This window comes from Pseudomonas sp. efr-133-TYG-5 (assembly GCF_030209175.1).
GTDB lineage: Bacteria > Pseudomonadota > Gammaproteobacteria > Pseudomonadales > Pseudomonadaceae > Aquipseudomonas.
The window spans coordinates 1172485-1190005 of record NZ_JARVSM010000001.1 but is presented as its reverse complement, the minus strand read 5'-3'; the positions used below and the strand labels follow the sequence as shown (position 1 = coordinate 1190005).

The window sequence follows — 17521 nt, the reverse complement described above, 5'->3', positions numbered from 1 at the left end:
TTCAGCCTGTTCCGGCCAAGGAGCGCAGTTTAGCGTGACAGGCGCGAATTTCGAGGCTGTTTTTCAAAACCCGGCGATTAAATGCATGCCTTTATCGGGCCTGCTCTGTCAGCCCCTTGACAGCATCGGCTATGATAGCGGCTTTGTTTTGTCTGGCCCCCACTGCGGCCGCGCACCTGTAAGTCAAGGATCCTATGAGCAAGCCCACTGTCGACCCTACCTCGAATGCCAAGTCCGGCCCTGCCGTGCCGGTCAATTTCCTGCGGCCGATCATCCAGGCGGACCTGGACTCGGGCAAGCACACCCAGATCGTCACCCGTTTCCCGCCTGAGCCCAACGGCTACCTGCACATCGGCCACGCCAAGTCGATCTGCGTGAACTTCGGCCTGGCCCAGGAGTTCGGCGGCGTCACGCACCTGCGTTTCGACGACACCAACCCGGCCAAGGAAGACCAGGAATACATCGACGCAATCGAAAGCGACGTCAAATGGCTGGGTTTCGAATGGTCCGGCGAAGTGCGCTACGCCTCGCAATACTTCGACCAATTGCACGACTGGGCGGTGGAGCTGATCAAGTCCGGCAACGCCTACGTTGACGACCTGACTCCGGAGCAGGCCAAGGAATACCGTGGCAGCCTCACCGAGCCGGGCCGCAACAGCCCGTTCCGCGAGCGTTCGGTGGAAGAGAACCTCGACCTGTTCGCCCGCATGAAGGCCGGCGAGTTCGCGGACGGCGCCCGTGTGCTGCGCGCGAAGATCGACATGGCCTCACCGAACATGAACCTGCGCGACCCGATCATGTACCGCATCCGCCACGCCCATCACCACCAGACCGGCGACAAGTGGTGCATCTACCCCAACTATGACTTCACCCACGGTCAGTCGGACGCCATCGAAGGCATCACGCACTCGATCTGCACCCTCGAGTTCGAAAGCCACCGGCCGCTGTACGAGTGGTTCCTCGAGCACCTGCCGGTGCCGGCCAAACCACGCCAGTACGAATTCAGCCGGCTGAACCTGAACTACACCATCACCAGCAAGCGCAAGCTCAAGCAACTGGTCGATGAAAAGCACGTCAACGGCTGGGACGATCCGCGCATGTCCACGCTGTCGGGCTTCCGTCGCCGTGGCTACACGCCGAAATCGATTCGCAACTTCTGCGAAATGGTCGGCACCAACCGTTCCGACGGCGTGGTCGACTTCGGCATGCTCGAATTCAGCATCCGTGACGACCTCGACCACAGCGCCCCGCGTGCCATGTGCGTACTGCGTCCGCTGAAGGTGGTGATCACCAATTACCCGCAGGACCAGGTCGAAAACCTCGAACTGCCGCGTCACCCGAAAGAAGACATGGGCGTGCGCGTCCTGCCGTTCGCCCGGGAAATCTACATCGACCGTGAAGACTTCATGGAAGAGCCGCCGAAGGGCTACAAGCGTCTGGAAGCCGGTGGCGAAGTGCGTCTGCGCGGCAGCTACGTGATCCGTGCCGACGAAGCGATCAAGGACGCCGACGGCAACATCGTCGAGCTGCGTTGCTCGTACGACCCGGACACCCTGGGCAAGAACCCTGAAGGCCGCAAGGTCAAGGGCGTGATCCACTGGGTGCCGGCCGCTGCCAGCGTCGAGTGCGAAGTGCGTCTGTACGATCGCCTGTTCCGCTCTCCGAACCCGGAGAAGGCCGAAGACAGCGCGAGTTTCCTGGACAACATCAACCCTGATTCGCTGCAAGTGCTGACCGGTTGTCGTGCTGAACCCTCGCTGGGCCAGGCACAGCCGGAAGACCGTTTCCAGTTCGAGCGCGAAGGCTACTTCGTCGCGGATATCAAGGACTCGAAACCGGGCGCGCCGGTATTCAACCGTACCGTGACCCTGCGTGATTCGTGGGGCCAGTGATCAAGTCTTAAGGAAACATCGTGCTTACGATCTACAACACGCTCACCAAGAGCAAAGAGGTTTTCAAGCCGCTGGATGGCAACAAGGTGCGCATGTACGTGTGCGGCATGACCGTGTACGACTACTGCCACCTCGGCCATGGCCGCAGCATGGTCGCGTTCGACCTGGTGACGCGCTGGCTGCGTTTCAGCGGTTATGACCTGACCTACGTGCGCAACATCACCGACATCGACGACAAGATCATCAACCGCGCCAACGAGAACGGCGAGTCGTTCGAAGCGTTGACCGAGCGCATGATCGCCGCGATGCACGAAGACGAAGCGCGCCTGAACATCAAGAAGCCGGACATGGAGCCGCGCGCCACGGATCACATCCCGGGCATGCACGCGATGATCCAGACCCTGATCGACAAGGGCTTCGCCTACGCCCCGGGCAATGGCGACGTGTACTACCGCGTCGCCAAGTTCATGGGCTACGGCAAGCTCTCGCGCAAGAAGATCGAAGACCTGCGCATCGGCGCGCGCATCGAAGTCGACGAGTCGAAGGAAGACCCGCTCGACTTCGTCCTGTGGAAAGCCGCCAAACCGGGCGAGCCGAGCTGGGAATCGCCATGGGGCGCCGGGCGTCCGGGCTGGCACATCGAGTGCTCGGTGATGTCGACCTGCTGCCTCGGTGAGACCTTCGACATTCATGGCGGCGGCAGCGACCTCGAGTTCCCGCACCACGAAAACGAAATCGCCCAGAGCGAAGCGGCCACCGGCAAGACCTACGCCAACGCGTGGATGCATTGCGGCATGATCCGTATCAATGGCGAGAAGATGTCCAAGTCCCTGAACAACTTCTTCACCATTCGCGACGTGCTCGACAAGTACCACCCGGAAGTCGTGCGTTACCTGCTGGTGTCCAGCCACTACCGCAGCGCGATCAACTATTCGGAAGACAACCTCAAGGACGCCAAGGGCGCCCTGGAGCGTTTCTACCACGCGTTGAAAGGCCTGCCGAACGTGGCGCCGGCCGGTGGCGAAGCGTTCGTCGAACGTTTCACCACGGTGATGAACGACGACTTCGGCACGCCGGAAGCCTGTGCGGTGCTGTTCGAGATGGTGCGTGAGATCAACCGCCTGCGCGAGAGCGATCTCCAGGCCGCGGCCGGTCTGGCGGCGCGCCTGAAGGAACTGGCCAGCGTCCTCGGTGTGTTGCAGCTCGAGGCCGATGACTTCCTGCAGGCCGGCGCTGAAGGGCGTGTCGATGCGGCCGAGGTTGACGCGCTGATCGCTGCACGGCTGGCGGCACGCGCTGGCAAGGACTGGGCCGAATCCGACCGCATCCGCGACCAGCTCACCGCCATGGGCGTGGTGCTGGAAGACGGCAAGGGCGGCACGACCTGGCGCCTGGCTGACTGATTGCTGTGCCCGCTACCAACAAAACCCGCCTTGTGCGGGTTTTTGTTTTTCAGCGCAAAAGCACCCTCACCCCAACCCGCTCCCGGCGGGAGAGGGGACTGATCGGGGAATGCTCTGGAAATGCGCCAATCTGAAGGATTGTCACCGAGTCCATAATCACCCCGGTTCCTCAGGTCGATGTACGGCGCCAGACACCGCGGTCGGCTGGGTGAGGGGCAAGGCGGTGCCCTCATTCGCCAGGCTGGCGCAAGCGTTTGTAGAGGGTATTGCGGCTGACCCCCAAGCGTCGCGCCAGGTGCGAAATATTGCCCCCGGCGGCCTTGAGTTCGCGGTTCAACGCTTCGGCATCGTTCAGATCTATCCCCAGGGGCACGGCGCTTTCCACCGGCTCCATCTCCAGATCGACAAAAAAGTCATCCGGCAGATGCTCCGGCCGTACCGGTTGTTCTTCGGCCATGGCCAGCGCCACCTGCATCACGCTGCTGACCTGGCGCAGATTGCCCGGCCACGGGTGACGAATGAACAACTCAAGCACCTCATGGCTCAGCCCTGCCCATTGGCTCGGCTCGCGATGCTGTTCCCACAGGCGCTTGAACAGCGCTTGCTTGTCACTGCGTTCGCGCAGCGGCGGCAGCTCCAGGGTCAGGCCACCGATGCGGTAATACAGATCCTCGCGAAACCGGCCCAATTGCACCTGTTCGCGCAACGAGCGATTGGTCGCCGAGATGATCCGCAAGTCCACCGGAAACAGCTCGCTGCTGCCCACCGGCTGCACGCAGCGCTCCTGCAGCACCCGCAGCAGCCGCGCCTGGGTCGGCAGTGGCATGTCGCCGATTTCGTCGAGGAACAGCGTGCCTTTGTCGGCCTTGCGGATCAGGCCGATGCTGCCTTTCTGGTTGGCGCCGGTGAATGCGCCTTTTTCATAGCCGAACAGCTCGGATTCCACCAGTTCGGCGGGGATCGCCGCACAGTTCACCGCGATGAACGCCTGTCTGTTGCGCGAACTGGCCTGGTGCAGGGCTTTGACGAACACTTCCTTGCCGACTCCGGTTTCGCCGTGGATCAGCAGCGGAATGTCTTTCTCCAGCAAGCGCTCGGCCTGGCGCACGGCTTTTTCCACGCGGCTGTCGCCAAAGTGCAGGGTGTTGAGGCTGATCGCGCTGGCGGCGGCGCTCCTCGACGCAACCGGCTCTGGCGCGGCGAACACGCGGGGCTGGATCGGCATTTGCTTTGGCCGCTTCAACAGGCACTGGAAGCGATTGCGCCCGGATGTCTGCAAGGCAAACGGCAGGCCCTCGGGCTGGTTGAGCAGTTCCAGCAACGATACCTTGAACAGGCTCTCGACACTGACCCGCGACAGGCGTACGCCGAGCAAGTTGTCGGCACGGCGGTTGGCCGACAGCACCTGGCCGCTCTCATCGAAAATCAACAGCCCGGCCCACTGACTGTCGAGGTTGTTCAGGCCGGTGTTGAACGTCAGTTGAAAGTGCTGGCCGTGGAACAGGTTGAGGATCAGCCGGTTCTCCACGGTCTGGCTCATCATCTTCACCATGCCGAGGGTGTGCGAGGGCGGCAGGTAGCTGTCGCTGGACACATCGAGCACGGCGATGACCTTGCGCTCGGCATCGAAAATCGGCGCGGCGGAACCGGTCATGAAGCGATTGGCCTTGAGAAAATGCTCGTCATGTTCGATATGCACGGCCTGCTCGCAGGCCAGCGCGGTGCCGATGGCGTTGGTGCCGCTGCAGCGTTCCATCCAGCTCGCGCCGGCCTGGAAGCCGCGCGCCAGGTTCGGCTCGATAAAGCGCTGGGTGCCCCACGAGGTGAGGACCTGGCCCTGATTGTCGGCGAGCATGATCAGGCAGTTGGAATTGCTCAGGATGTTTTCGTAGTAGGGCAGCACTTCCTGGTGAGTGGTCTGCACCAGCGCGTGATGACAGTCGAGCAACTGCGCGATGCCACTGGCGGGCAACTGATCGAAGGCCGGCGCACTCTGGTGGTTGAGGCCGAAGGCGCGGCAGCGTTGCCAGGAATGCTGGACGATGGCGTCATGGGACAGCGGCGGGGCAGGTGCGGCCATGGCAGTGGGCCTCTGATGCAGCGATTTTATTATTGTTATGAAACCAATCTTCGAAACCTGCACAGATCCCCGTGGGAGCGGGCTTGCTCGCGAATGCGCAGTATCAGTCAGCAAATCAGTTGAATGACACAGCGTATTCGCGAGCAGGCCCGCTCCCACATTGGATCGATGTTCACGAAATCGAGCAAAAAGCGTTCATAGAGTGTTGTTCACTATTGTTCATTGTCAATCGTCCAACTGTTCAAATGTGTTCAGCAATGAACGCTCGTTCGCCACGTTTTCGGCTGTTTTCGCGGTAAATCAAGCACTTGCCATTTCTGGCACGAAAGTCGCTCCAGTGCACCGGTCGCTTGACTCCAATAATAAAAAGGCCGAGCCATGTCACTTACCCTGGAGCACGTCAGCCGCACCGTCGAGGGCCAGACCTGGATCGACGACGCGAGCCTGAAATTCGAACCCGGATCCTTCAACGTTCTGCTGGGCCGCACGCTGTCCGGCAAGACCAGCCTGATGCGTCTGATGGCCGGTCTGGACAAGCCCGACAGCGGGCGCATCCTGATGAACGGCGTCGATGTCACCCAGCGCCCGGTGCGCCTGCGCAATGTGTCGATGGTCTATCAGCAGTTCATCAACTACCCGACCATGACCGTGTTCGAGAACATCGCCTCGCCGTTGCGCCAGGCCGGCGTCTCGAAGGAGATCATCCACAGCAAAGTGCAGGAAACGGCGCGCATGCTGCGCATCGAGAAATTCCTCCAGCGCTATCCGCTGGAGCTGTCCGGTGGCCAGCAGCAACGCACCGCGATGGCACGGGCGCTGGTCAAGGATGCCGAGCTGATCCTGTTCGACGAACCGCTGGTCAACCTCGACTACAAACTGCGCGAAGAATTGCGCCAGGAAATGCGCGAGCTGTTCAAGCTGCGCCACACCATCGCGATCTACGCCACCACCGAACCCAACGAGGCCCTGGCCCTGGGCGGCACCACGACCATTCTGCACGAAGGCCGGGTGATCCAGAGCGGCCCGTCGACCGAGGTCTATCACCAGCCGCAAACGGTGCTGGCGGCCGAACTGTTCTCCGAACCGCCGATCAATCTGATGCCGGGACGGATTGCCGGCAACGAAGTGAGTTTCGCCAATTTCGTGCACTTTCCGCTGAACGTCGACCTGCGTCCGGTGGGCGAGGGCGAGTACCGCTTCGGCGTGCGCCCCAGCCACATCTCGCTGGTGCCGAGCAACGACGACGACCTGGAACTGGCGGTGACCGTCGAGGTGGCGGAGATCAGCGGTTCGGAAACCTTCCTGCACGTACGCAACGAGCATTTCCTGCTGGTGCTGCACTTGCCGGGTGTTCACGAATACGACGTCGATGCGCCGATCCGCATCTACATCCCCACCCATAAACTGTTCGTCTTCGATGCGCAGGGCCGGCTGGTGCAGGCGCCGGGCCGGCGTGTCGCGAGGGTTGCCTGATGGCCGAAATCCGTTTGCAGCACCTTGCCCACAGTTACAGCAAGCACCCGAGCGGCGCCGAGGACTACGCGATCCGCGAGATGGACCACATCTGGGAGCAGGGCGGCGCCTATGCACTGCTCGGGCCGTCCGGTTGTGGCAAGTCGACCTTGCTCAACATCATTTCCGGTCTGCTCAGCCCGTCCCAGGGCCACGTGCTGTTCGACGGCAAAGCGGTCAACGACCTGACCCCGGAGAAGCGCAACATCGCCCAGGTGTTCCAGTTCCCGGTGGTCTACGACACCATGACCGTGTTCGACAACCTGGCCTTCCCGCTGCGCAACCAGGGCCTGGCCGAGGCGAAAGTGCACAGCAAGGTGCAGGAAATCGCCGAAGTCCTCGACCTGCAGAACCTGCTGAGCAGGAAGGCGCGCAACCTCACCGCCGACGAAAAACAGAAAGTCTCCATGGGCCGTGGCCTGGTGCGCGACGACGTCTCGGCGATCCTCTTCGACGAGCCGCTGACGGTGATCGACCCGCACCTGAAATGGAAGCTGCGGCGCAAGCTCAAGCAGATCCATGAGCAATTCAACATCACCATGGTCTACGTCACCCACGATCAGCTCGAAGCCTCGACCTTCGCCGACAAGATCGCCGTGATGTACGGCGGCCAGATCGTCCAGTTCGGCACGCCGCGCGAGTTGTTCGAGCGGCCGAGCCATACGTTTGTCGGCTACTTCATCGGCAGCCCGGGGATGAACCTGATCGAGGTGCAGCCGCAGCCGGGCGGAGTCGGGTTCGCCTCGACGCATCTGCCCCTGTCCGACGCCTTGCAGCGCCATATCGAACACGGCCAGTGGAAAAATCTGAAGGTCGGTATCCGCCCGGAGTTCATCCATGTCTGGGACGAGCCCTTCGATGACGCCATGCAGGCACGCGTCGTACACGTCGAAGACCTCGGCACCTACAAGATCATGACCCTCGACCTGGACGGCGCGCCGCTGAAAGTGCGCCTGGCCGAAGACAAACCGGTGCCGCAGGGCACGGCCTACATCAGCTTTCCGGCGCAGTGGCTGATGGTCTATGCCGACGAATTCCTCCTCGAAGTTCCTGACCACGAAGCGATTGCCACCGAAAACGAGGCGCAGCCATGAACAAGGTGCAGAACAACAAGGCCTGGTGGCTGGTGCTGCCGGTATTCCTGCTGGTGGCGTTCAGCGCGGTGATCCCGATGATGACCGTGGTCAACTATTCGGTGCAGGACATCTTCGATCAGTCCAGCCGCTATTTTGTCGGCGCCGACTGGTACAAGCAGGTGTTGCTCGATCCGCGCCTGCACGATTCGCTGCTGCGCCAGTTCATCTATTCGGCGTGTGTGCTGCTGATCGAGATCCCGCTGGGCATCGCCATCGCCCTGACCATGCCGACCAAGGGCCGCTGGTCGTCGGTGGTGCTGATTGTCCTGGCGATTCCGCTGCTGATCCCGTGGAACGTGGTCGGCACCATTTGGCAGATCTTCGGCCGCGCCGACATCGGGCTGCTCGGCTCGAGCCTGAACGCCCTGGGCATCAGCTACAACTACGCGGCCAACACCATGGACGCCTGGGTCACGGTGCTGGTGATGGACGTGTGGCACTGGACATCGTTGGTGGCGCTGCTGTGCTTCTCCGGGCTGCGCGCAATTCCCGATGTGTATTACCAGGCAGCACGCATCGATCGCGCCTCGAACTGGGCGGTGTTCCGCCACATCCAGTTGCCGAAGCTCAAGAGCGTGTTGCTGATCGCGGTGATGCTGCGCTTCATGGACAGTTTCATGATCTACACCGAGCCCTTCGTGCTCACCGGTGGCGGGCCGGGCAACTCCACGACCTTCCTCAGTCAGACCCTGACCCAAATGGCTGTAGGCCAATTCGACCTGGGACCGGCGGCGGCATTTTCGCTGGTGTACTTCCTGATCATCCTGCTGGTGTCGTGGCTGTTCTACACCGCCATGACCCACAACGATGCCAACCGCTGAGGCCCGGCCATGAGCAAGAGAAAGCTGATTCCGTTGCTGGTGTACATCCTGTTCCTGCTGGTGCCGATCTACTGGCTGCTGAACATGTCGTTCAAGAGCAACACCGAAATCCTCGGCGGGCTGACGCTGTTTCCGCAGGATTTCACCTGGCACAACTACAAGGTGATCTTCACCGACCCGAGCTGGTACACCGGCTATCTCAACTCGCTGTACTACGTCAGCCTGAACACGGTGATCTCCCTGAGCGTGGCGCTGCCGGCGGCGTATGCGTTTTCGCGCTACCGTTTTCTCGGCGACAAGCACCTGTTCTTCTGGCTGCTGACCAACCGCATGGCGCCACCGGCGGTGTTCCTGCTGCCGTTCTTCCAGCTGTATTCGTCCATCGGCCTGTTCGACACGCACATCGCCGTGGCGTTGGCGCACTGCCTGTTCAACGTGCCGCTGGCGGTATGGATTCTCGAAGGCTTCATGTCCGGGGTGCCCAAGGAAATCGACGAAACGGCCTACATTGACGGCTACAGTTTCCCCAAGTTCTTCGTGAAGATCTTCATCCCGCTGATCGGCTCCGGCATTGGTGTCACGGCGTTCTTCTGCTTCATGTTTTCCTGGGTCGAACTGCTGCTGGCGCGCACGCTGACTTCGGTCAACGCCAAGCCGATCGCGGCGGTGATGACGCGCACGGTGTCGGCGTCCGGTATCGACTGGGGGGTACTGGCGGCGGCGGGGGTGTTGACCATCCTGCCGGGCATGCTGGTGATCTGGTTTGTCCGCAACCACGTGGCCAAGGGCTTTGCCCTGGGCCGGGTCTGAGGAGCGAATGATGGAATGGATGAGCTGGACCGTCCCGACGGCGGCATTTTTCATCGCAATCGGCTTGATCCTGGTGGGCATGACCACCTGGGAGCTGCGTTCGCCGAGCATTCTGCGGCGAGGTTTTCTACCGATTGCCACCACCCGTGGCGATCGTTTGTTCATCGGTCTTCTCGGCAGCGCCTACCTGCATCTGCTGGTAATCGGCGTCACCGACTGGAGCATCTGGGTGGCGTCCGCGTTGTCCCTGGTGTGGCTGTTGGCTGTGATGCGTTGGGGCTAGTCGAATCGCTCGGCAATCGTGCTCCGGAACTTAAACAGGAGGTCTCTATGTTCGACAAAAACAATAAGCTGCGACATAGCATTTCATTGGCAGCCATGCTGGCACTCAGCGGTTTGAGCGCATCGGCCTGGGCCGATGCGTACGAGGACGCGGCAAAAAAATGGATCGGCAGCGAATTCAAGCCGTCGACCCTGACGGCCGATCAGCAGCTTGAGGAATTGAAGTGGTTCATCAAGGCTGCGGAGCCTTTTCGCGGGATGGAGATCAAGGTCGTCTCGGAAACCCTGACCACCCACGAATATGAATCCAAGGTCCTGGCCAGGGCGTTCAGCGAAATCACTGGGATCAAACTGACCCACGACCTGCTGCAGGAAGGTGACGTGGTAGAAAAAATGCAGACCGTGATGCAGTCGGACAAGAACATCTATGACGGCTGGGTCAACGACTCGGACCTGATCGGCACGCACTTTCGCTACGGCAAGACCGAATCGATCACCGACCTGATGGCCAACGAAGGCAAGAACTTCACTTCGCCGACCCTCGACATCAAGGACTTCATCGGCATTTCCTTCACCACCGCGCCGGACGGCAAGATCTACCAGTTGCCCGACCAGCAGTTCGCCAACCTGTACTGGTTCCGCGCCGACTGGTTCGAACGGGCCGACCTGAAAGCCAAGTTCAAGGAAAAATACGGTTACGAGCTCGGCGTCCCGGTGAACTGGTCGGCCTATGAAGACATCGCCAAATTCTTCAGCGAAGACGTCAAGGAAATCGACGGCAAGCGCATCTACGGGCACATGGACTACGGCAAGAAAGACCCGTCGCTGGGCTGGCGCTTCACCGATGCCTGGTTCTCCATGGCCGGTGGCGGTGACAAAGGCCTGCCCAATGGCCTGCCGGTGGACGAGTGGGGTATCCGTGTCGAGGACTGCCATCCGGTCGGTTCCAGTGTCACCCGTGGCGGTGATACCAACGGCCCGGCAGCGGTGTTCGCGACGACCAAATATGTCGACTGGCTGAAGAAATACGCGCCACCGGAAGCGGCGGGCATGACTTTCTCCGAATCCGGCCCGGTGCCGTCCCAAGGCAACATCGCCCAGCAGATCTTCTGGTACACCGCGTTCACCGCCGACATGACCAAACCCGGCCTGCCGGTGGTCAACGCCGACGGCACGCCGAAGTGGCGCATGGCCCCGTCGCCGCGCGGGCCGTACTGGGAAAATGGCATGAAGCTCGGTTATCAGGACGTGGGTTCGTGGACGTTCATGAAATCGACGCCGGAGAAACAGAAACTCGCAGCGTGGCTGTACGCGCAGTTCGTCACCTCGAAAACCGTGTCGCTGAAGAAAACCATCGTCGGCCTGACGCCGATTCGCGAGTCGGACATCAACTCGCAGGCGATGACCGATCTGGCGCCGAAACTCGGTGGTCTGGTCGAGTTCTACCGCAGCCCGGCCCGCGTGCAATGGACGCCGACCGGGACCAACGTGCCGGACTATCCACGCCTGGCACAGCTGTGGTGGAGCCACATCGCCGAGGCCGCCAGCGGCGAGAAGACTCCGCAGGAGGCCCTCGACGGTCTCGCCAAGGATCAGGACGCGATCATGACCCGTCTCGAACGCTCCAAGGCCCAGGCCGTGTGCGCGCCGAAAATGAACCCCGAGCGCGACGCGCAGTACTGGTTCGACCAACCGGGGGCGCCGAAACCGAAACTGGCCAACGAGAAACCGCAGGGCGAAACCGTGAGCTACAACGAACTGCTGAAGTCGTGGGAGGCGGCGCGCAAGTAAGCGCAGCACGGGCAAGGCAAAAACGGCACCGTGAGGTGCCGTTTTCATTGGGCGCGGGTCAGACCTGTATCGCCAGATCGGTGTACTGCGCAACCAGCGGATCGGCAGTCAGCAGTTTCATCGGCTCGCTCAGCGCTGTGGCAACGATCAGCCGATCGAACGGATCACGATGCAGAGGCTCGAGGTCTCTCACGGCAATGGCGTGTTCCGACGTGACGGGCAATTCGATAAAACCACTGTCAAGGCTGAATTGCCGAATCTGTTCAAGGTCCACCTGCAACTTGCCGAGACCGACCTTGATCGCCATTTCCCAGAATGTCGCGGCACTCACGTAGATTTCGCCGGCGTTTTCGATGGTCGTTCGGGCTTTGCTGGAAAGCCTGGCGTCATCACTCAATGCCCATAGCAAAATATGTGTGTCGAGTAGCAGCCTCATCCGAGGTTGCCCTCGAACGCGTCCAGCGTGGCGTCCGACAGTGGCGCATCGAAGTCGTCAGGTACTTGCAGTATGCCTTTCATCGCGCCAATTCGCGGCCCATGGGCTTTTGCGACCGGCACCAGGCGAGCGAGCGGGCGACCGTGCTTGGCGATCGTGATGATCTGCCCAGACGCGGCGTCATCGACGAGTTTCGATAAATTGTTTTTGGCTTCGGCCAACGGGACGATGATCATCATGCTTCCTCCATATTCTGGACAAATATAGCCAGAATTTTCGAGGGCAACAAAGTCCAGCGTTGATTCGACGCTATTGGATGGATGCACGGCTTGCCTGCCTGTAGTGAAAGTGGTGATTACGCCATGACGGTCATGCGATAAAACTGAAACAACTCGGCTTGCCCCGGTTCGAGCACTTTGGAAGGTGCGCCGAGGCGCGCGTGTTGCGCATAACCTTTGCCGGAACCACGGGCCCGGTGAGTACCGTTGCCGTAAATATCTACCTGCACGGCCAGGACCTTGCGACCGACGGTGCGTGTGACCGGCGTCAGCCCCAGGTGCGACAGCTCGGCGAGGATACCCGCCGTCAGTTCGCGTTCGGCGATTGTGGTCTGGTGCATGAGATTGCTTTCCCGATTGAGCCTGCCCCGAAACAGTCGCCTGGAACGCGTGGCCCCCGGCGCAGCTGTCACTCGCCAGCCAGTTCCGCCAGCTCTTCTTCGGTCGGTTGCAAGGCTTCGATCTGGTCGGCGCCAGGGCTTTCCTGCTTGTCGAGTTCGTCGATTCGGTTGGCGTTCCAGCTACCCATGTAACCCATTGGCATGTTCCTCATTGGTGGTGGTTTGCGTGTGCCGTTGCAAGCACGAGTCGAATCTAGAGGTGCGGCGCGGCTGGGGTCAAAGATGTCCAGACGTTGCCGATCACAGATTCTGCCTGTGTCGAAATACGTACTGGCAAAGCGTGAATTGACCACCGGGCAGAACAGTTGCGAGCGCATGAACAGCGCTCTGCAGGGCAGGCGAGCGTCGCTCGTCGAGCTCCATCGGCGCCGGCAGGATCAGATTGTTTAACCGCAGGCAGGGCTTTGTAGTGCGGATGTGTCGGAGATTTCAGCGCAAGATTGCTGCACATTCGTCAAGAGACTTTGCGCCTCACCATTTGCGCCGGACACGTGATGACTTTTCCTATGCCAGCAGGGAAGCAACGTACATCTCAGCCACTAGAACCCGTCGTGTCGGCGTTGTTGCCGGTGTTCGGCGGGTTGTCGATGATGCTCGACAAGCGCAAGGTGTCTGCCGCGACAGCAGCAAGTGATGCCCTGTCGCTTGTACGGTTCAGTTCAGGCGAATACCCGCAAGATCACTGCAACGCTGCAAATCGTCACAAATCCTGCACATGAGTAGCCAAACAGGCGTGCCGGAATAATCAGCCAGCGCCGAAGCCGTAATGGCAGATCATTGATCGCGGCGATGGCATCGGGATCGCTTTGGCGCAGAAAGTCGTCGTCCAGTAACACCACGAAGGCAATGTGGTAGAGGCGGCAGGCTCGACCATAGACGCTGTCCCCCAGTACCCGCCGATTGCGCCCGACGAAGTAGGATTGTTCGAGGAACGACTCGATTTCGGCCAGTTTGAAAAAACTCACCCAGGTGCGCACGAACAGTGCCGCCACGGCTATTGCCCCACAGGCGATCAATCCGGCAAGGCACAGCAGTTGCAGGTCGCTGGCCGGCGTGGAGAAGACTGTGGTCAAGCGTGCGACAGCCAGCCAAAGCCCAAGCAGCACGGCACCCGTCCACGCGGTGCGCAGGAGGTGGCGTGGCACGCTCAGCCACTGCTCGAGGTTTTTCGGAAAGCGCTCGGCCGCCATCACCGCGTGGCGCTCGAGCATCAGCGGATAGCCCACACGCCCCGTCAGTGCGGCCAACTGCCTGACTCGCTTGATTCGCCCGAACGGGCTGTTGCCCAGGCGCTTGCGCTCCTTGCCGACATAGTCGCAAGTGATGAAGTGCGCCTCCATCCGCTCAAGGTACGCATAGGCGGCGAACAAGGTGATTGCCTGACTCAGGCAGACCAGCAGCACGATAACTGCCCATGAGCAGCGGTCAATGAGGTCGATCACAGTAATCCTTGTCGTTGATCCACCTGAGTCCGATTCAGGCACGGGTGCTTGGGAACGCCTTCTTTACCCGATAGCGTGCAGGGCTTCAAGCGAACGAATGAGGTGAACGGCAAAAGATCGCATGCGCCCTGCAGGCGCTGCCGCAGGCGGCATCTTGGCTGTCGACGGCCGAAAACAAAAACGGCACCCGAAGGTGCCGTTTTCATGGGTAGCCAGTCGAGCAATCAGCCCGCCAGACCTGCCTGCTGAACCAGGGTCAGCAATGGCTGCGGGTACACACCGAGGAAGAACGCGACCACGGCGATGGCCAGCAGCATCACGCCGCCTGCCTTCTGTTCCCAGTGCAGCTGGGCGTCGTGGCGGCGCAGGTTCGGCTCGATCAGGTACAGGGTGACCATCACGCGCAGGTAGTAGAACACGCCGATGGCGCTGCCCAGTACCAGCGAACCGACCAGCCACCATTGGTGCGACTCGACACCGGTAGCGATGATGTAGAACTTGCCGATGAAGCCGGCAGTCAGCGGGATGCCGGCCAGGGACAGCATCATCACGGTCAGTACGGCGGTCAGGTACGGACGGCGCCAGAACAGGCCGCGGTACTCGTACAGCGCGTCGGCGTCACGGCCGTTGTACGGCGAGGACATCAGGGTGATCACGCCGAACGCGCCGAGGCTGGTGATCACGTAGGTGACCAGGTACACGCCGATGGCTTCCACCGCCAGACCCTTGCTCGCCACCAGCGCGATCAGCAGGTAGCCGAAGTGCGCGATGGACGAGTAACCGAGCAGACGCTTGAGGTTGCTCTGGGTCAGGGCCAGCAGGTTGCCGAACAGGATCGAGGCGATGGCGATGATGGTCAGCACGTTGCTCAGTACGCCACTGCTGGCAGCAGGGGAGATCTGGAACAGACGCACCATCACCGCAAACACGGCAACCTTCGACGCCGTGGCGAGGAACGCGGCCACCGGCGCCGGAGCACCTTCGTAGACGTCCGGCGTCCACAGGTGGAACGGAACCAGCGACAGCTTGAACGCCAGGCCGATCAGCATCATGCCCAGGCCCAGTTGCGCCAGCGAGCTCGGCAGGTTGGTGGTGGCCAGGGCCTGGCCGATACCGACGAAGCTCAGCGAACCCGAGTCGGCGTACAGCAGCGCCATACCGAACAGCAGGAACGCGGACCCGGCGGCCGACAGCACCATGTACTTGATGCCGGCTTCCAGCGAACGCTTGTTGAAGAACGCGTAGGCCACCAGACCGTAGACCGGTACCGACAGCAGTTCCAGACCGATGAACAACCCGGCCAGGTGCTGCGCGCTGACCAGAACCAGGCCACCGGCGGCGGCCATCAGGATCAGCAGGTACAGTTCTTCACGGTTGCCCGGGTAACCCGAACCGCCGTCGCCGAGGTAGGCGTGGGCGAGGGTGACGCAGGCGAGGGTGGCGACCAGGATCAGCGCCATGTACAGGCAGGCGAAGGTGTCGATTTGCAGCAATGGGGTCACGGCCAGAGGCGCGACTTTCAGGGCTGGCAGGATCGACAGCAAGGCCAGGTTCAGGCCAGCGACCGAGATCAGGAAGGTCTGCGAGTGGTTGCGGCGCCAGGCGATTGCCAGCATCACCACGATAATGGTGAGGCTGGTGATCAACAGTGGCGCAAGCGCAATAAAGTGTTGAATCGTGAATTCCATAGCGCTCTTACCGGGCCGAAGCGAGTTGAGTGAAGGCGGTGCCGAGCCACTGCTGCACGCCATGCATCGTGGCGGCGGAAGTGTCGAGGAACGGTTGCGGGTAGACGCCGAGGTAAATCAGCAGCACCGCAAGGCCCAGCACCATGATCAGTTCGCGACCGTCCATGCCATGCAGGATCGAATCCGATTTCGACGGACCGAAGTAGGCACGGTGGATCATGATCAGCGAGTAGACCGAACCGAACACCAGACCGGAAGTGGCAATCGCGGTGATCCACGGAGCACTGGCGAACGTGCCGATCAGGATCAGGAACTCGCCGACGAAGTTGCCGGTACCCGGCAGACCCAGGGAGGCGGCTGCAAAGAACAGGCTGATCGCCGGCAGGTAAGCGATACGCGACCACAGACCGCCCATCTCACGCATGTCACGCGTGTGCAGACGCTCGTACAGCTGACCGCTGAGGATAAACAGTGCCGCAGCCGACAGACCGTGCGCCAGCATCTGGATCACGGCACCCTGCAGCGCCAGTTGGCTGCCGGAGTAGATGCCGATCAGGACGAAGCCCATGTGGGAAACGGACGAGAAGGCGATCAGACGCTTGATGTCGGTTTGCGCGAACGCCAGGAACGCACCGTAGAAGATCCCGATCAGACCGAGGGTCATGGCGATCGGCGCGAACTCGGCCGAGGCATTCGGGAACAGCGGCAGGGCAAAGCGCAGCAGGCCGTAGGCCGCGGTTTTCAGCAGGATACCGGCGAGGTCGACGGAACCGGCAGTCGGTGCCTGGGCGTGGGCATCAGGCAGCCAGGAGTGGAACGGCACCACCGGCAGCTTGACCGCGAAGGCGATGAAGAAGCCGAGCATCAGGATGTACTCGGTGGTCATCGACATCTTGGTTTTCAACAGGTCGGCGTAGTTGAAGGTAATCACGCCGGTGTTGTTGAAGTTGACCAGCACCAGACCGAGGATCGCCACCAGCATGATCAGGCCGGAAGCCTGCGTGAAGATGAAGAACTTGGTCGCGGCGTAGATCCGGGTTTTCTTGCCGTCCGAAGAACTGTGACCCCAGAGCGCGATGAGGAAGTACATCGGCACCAGCATCATTTCCCAGAAGAAGAAGAACATGAACAGGTCGAGGGCGAGGAACACGCCGACGACGCCGCCCAGGATCCACATCAGGTTCAGGTGGAAGAAGCCAACGTGACGCTGGATCTCTTTCCACGAGCAGAGTACCGAGAGGATACCCAGCAGGCCGGTCAGCAGGATCATCAGCAGCGACAGGCCGTCGAGGGCCAGGTGCACGTTGATGCCGAAGCGCTGGATCCAGACGTGCTTGAACTCAAGCGCCCAGGTCGGATCGGCGCCAGGCGCCGGTGCAAATGAATAGTCACCGTGGGCCCACAGCCAGAGGCCGAGGGCGAGTTCCAGGGTCATGGTCAACAGCGCAATCCAGCGCGGGAGGGTGGCGCCGAAGCGTTCACCCATCCAGCACAGCAGGCCGCCGATGAAGGGGATCAGGATTAGCCAAGGCAGAATCATGACGGGCTC

Annotated in this window: 16 protein-coding genes; 8 read left to right on the top strand and 8 right to left on the bottom strand. The window is 61.2% G+C overall.

Annotation, left to right across the window (positions count from 1 at the left end):
* The first annotated feature begins 194 nt into the window (after positions 1-194).
* Both QRN70_RS05380 and cysS read left to right on the top strand, forming a co-directional pair.
* Positions 195-1892 carry a glutamine--tRNA ligase/YqeY domain fusion protein gene (locus QRN70_RS05380; RefSeq protein WP_285416162.1) on the top strand — a complete coding sequence of 566 codons (1698 nt, stop codon included), beginning with the start codon at positions 195-197 and terminating at the stop codon, positions 1890-1892.
* A 20-nt stretch (positions 1893-1912) separates the two neighbouring features.
* Positions 1913-3295, top strand: coding sequence for a cysteine--tRNA ligase (gene cysS, locus QRN70_RS05375; protein WP_285416161.1), 1383 nt, complete (start codon positions 1913-1915; stop codon positions 3293-3295).
* Positions 3296-3524: 229 nt separating this feature from the next.
* Here the strand turns inward: cysS and QRN70_RS05370 are convergent, their stop codons facing one another.
* The gene (locus QRN70_RS05370; RefSeq protein WP_285416160.1) at positions 3525-5375 is read right to left on the bottom strand and encodes a sigma-54-dependent Fis family transcriptional regulator; all 1851 of its coding nucleotides are present in this window, start codon (positions 5373-5375) and stop codon (positions 3525-3527) included.
* Positions 5376-5753: 378 nt separating this feature from the next.
* Between QRN70_RS05370 and QRN70_RS05365 the strand changes: the two genes are divergently transcribed.
* Genes QRN70_RS05365 through QRN70_RS05340 form a run of 6 tightly spaced genes read left to right on the top strand, consistent with a single transcriptional unit; the run spans position 5754 to position 11727 of the window.
* Positions 5754-6848: an ABC transporter ATP-binding protein gene (locus QRN70_RS05365; RefSeq protein WP_285416159.1), complete on the top strand. Its 1095-nt coding sequence runs from the start codon at positions 5754-5756 to the stop codon at positions 6846-6848.
* Positions 6848-7981, top strand: coding sequence for an ABC transporter ATP-binding protein (locus QRN70_RS05360; RefSeq protein ID WP_285416158.1), 1134 nt, complete (start codon positions 6848-6850; stop codon positions 7979-7981). The genes QRN70_RS05365 and QRN70_RS05360 overlap by 1 nt, the downstream gene beginning before the upstream one ends.
* Positions 7978-8844: a carbohydrate ABC transporter permease gene (locus tag QRN70_RS05355; protein WP_217830491.1), complete on the top strand. Its 867-nt coding sequence runs from the start codon at positions 7978-7980 to the stop codon at positions 8842-8844. Before QRN70_RS05360 ends, QRN70_RS05355 begins: the two co-directional genes overlap by 4 nt.
* A 9-nt stretch (positions 8845-8853) precedes the next feature.
* Complete coding sequence (locus QRN70_RS05350; RefSeq protein WP_027614646.1) at positions 8854-9654, top strand: carbohydrate ABC transporter permease; 801 nt, start codon at positions 8854-8856, stop codon at positions 9652-9654.
* Between the two features lie 10 nt (positions 9655-9664).
* Positions 9665-9937 carry a DUF2160 domain-containing protein gene (locus tag QRN70_RS05345; protein WP_285416157.1) on the top strand — a complete coding sequence of 91 codons (273 nt, stop codon included), beginning with the start codon at positions 9665-9667 and terminating at the stop codon, positions 9935-9937.
* 47 nt (positions 9938-9984) lie between these two features.
* On the top strand, positions 9985-11727 hold the full coding sequence (locus QRN70_RS05340) for an ABC transporter substrate-binding protein (RefSeq protein ID WP_285416156.1): 1743 nt from the start codon (positions 9985-9987) through the stop codon (positions 11725-11727).
* Positions 11728-11785: 58 nt separating this feature from the next.
* Here QRN70_RS05340 and QRN70_RS05335 read toward each other — a convergent pair whose 3' ends face one another.
* From QRN70_RS05335 to nuoM, 7 genes are all read right to left on the bottom strand, one after another.
* Complete coding sequence (locus tag QRN70_RS05335) at positions 11786-12163, bottom strand: type II toxin-antitoxin system VapC family toxin (protein ID WP_285416155.1); 378 nt, start codon at positions 12161-12163, stop codon at positions 11786-11788.
* On the bottom strand, positions 12160-12489 hold the full coding sequence (locus tag QRN70_RS05330) for a type II toxin-antitoxin system Phd/YefM family antitoxin (RefSeq protein ID WP_502941517.1): 330 nt from the start codon (positions 12487-12489) through the stop codon (positions 12160-12162). Before QRN70_RS05330 ends, QRN70_RS05335 begins: the two co-directional genes overlap by 4 nt.
* 29 nt (positions 12490-12518) lie before the next feature.
* Positions 12519-12782, bottom strand: a complete 264-nt coding sequence (locus tag QRN70_RS05325; protein ID WP_285416154.1) for a hypothetical protein — start codon at positions 12780-12782, stop codon at positions 12519-12521.
* Between the two features lie 68 nt (positions 12783-12850).
* Positions 12851-12979, bottom strand: a complete 129-nt coding sequence (locus tag QRN70_RS05320) for a hypothetical protein (RefSeq protein WP_285416153.1) — start codon at positions 12977-12979, stop codon at positions 12851-12853.
* Positions 12980-13501: 522 nt separating this feature from the next.
* Positions 13502-14284: a hypothetical protein gene (locus tag QRN70_RS05315; RefSeq protein ID WP_285416152.1), complete on the bottom strand. Its 783-nt coding sequence runs from the start codon at positions 14282-14284 to the stop codon at positions 13502-13504.
* 224 nt (positions 14285-14508) lie between these two features.
* A complete protein-coding gene (gene nuoN / locus QRN70_RS05310; protein WP_085712396.1) occupies positions 14509-15972 on the bottom strand; it encodes an NADH-quinone oxidoreductase subunit NuoN in 1464 nt (487 codons plus the stop codon).
* Between the two features lie 7 nt (positions 15973-15979).
* On the bottom strand, positions 15980-17512 hold the full coding sequence (nuoM, locus tag QRN70_RS05305) for an NADH-quinone oxidoreductase subunit M (RefSeq protein WP_003223785.1): 1533 nt from the start codon (positions 17510-17512) through the stop codon (positions 15980-15982).
* Positions 17513-17521: the final 9 nt, after the last annotated feature.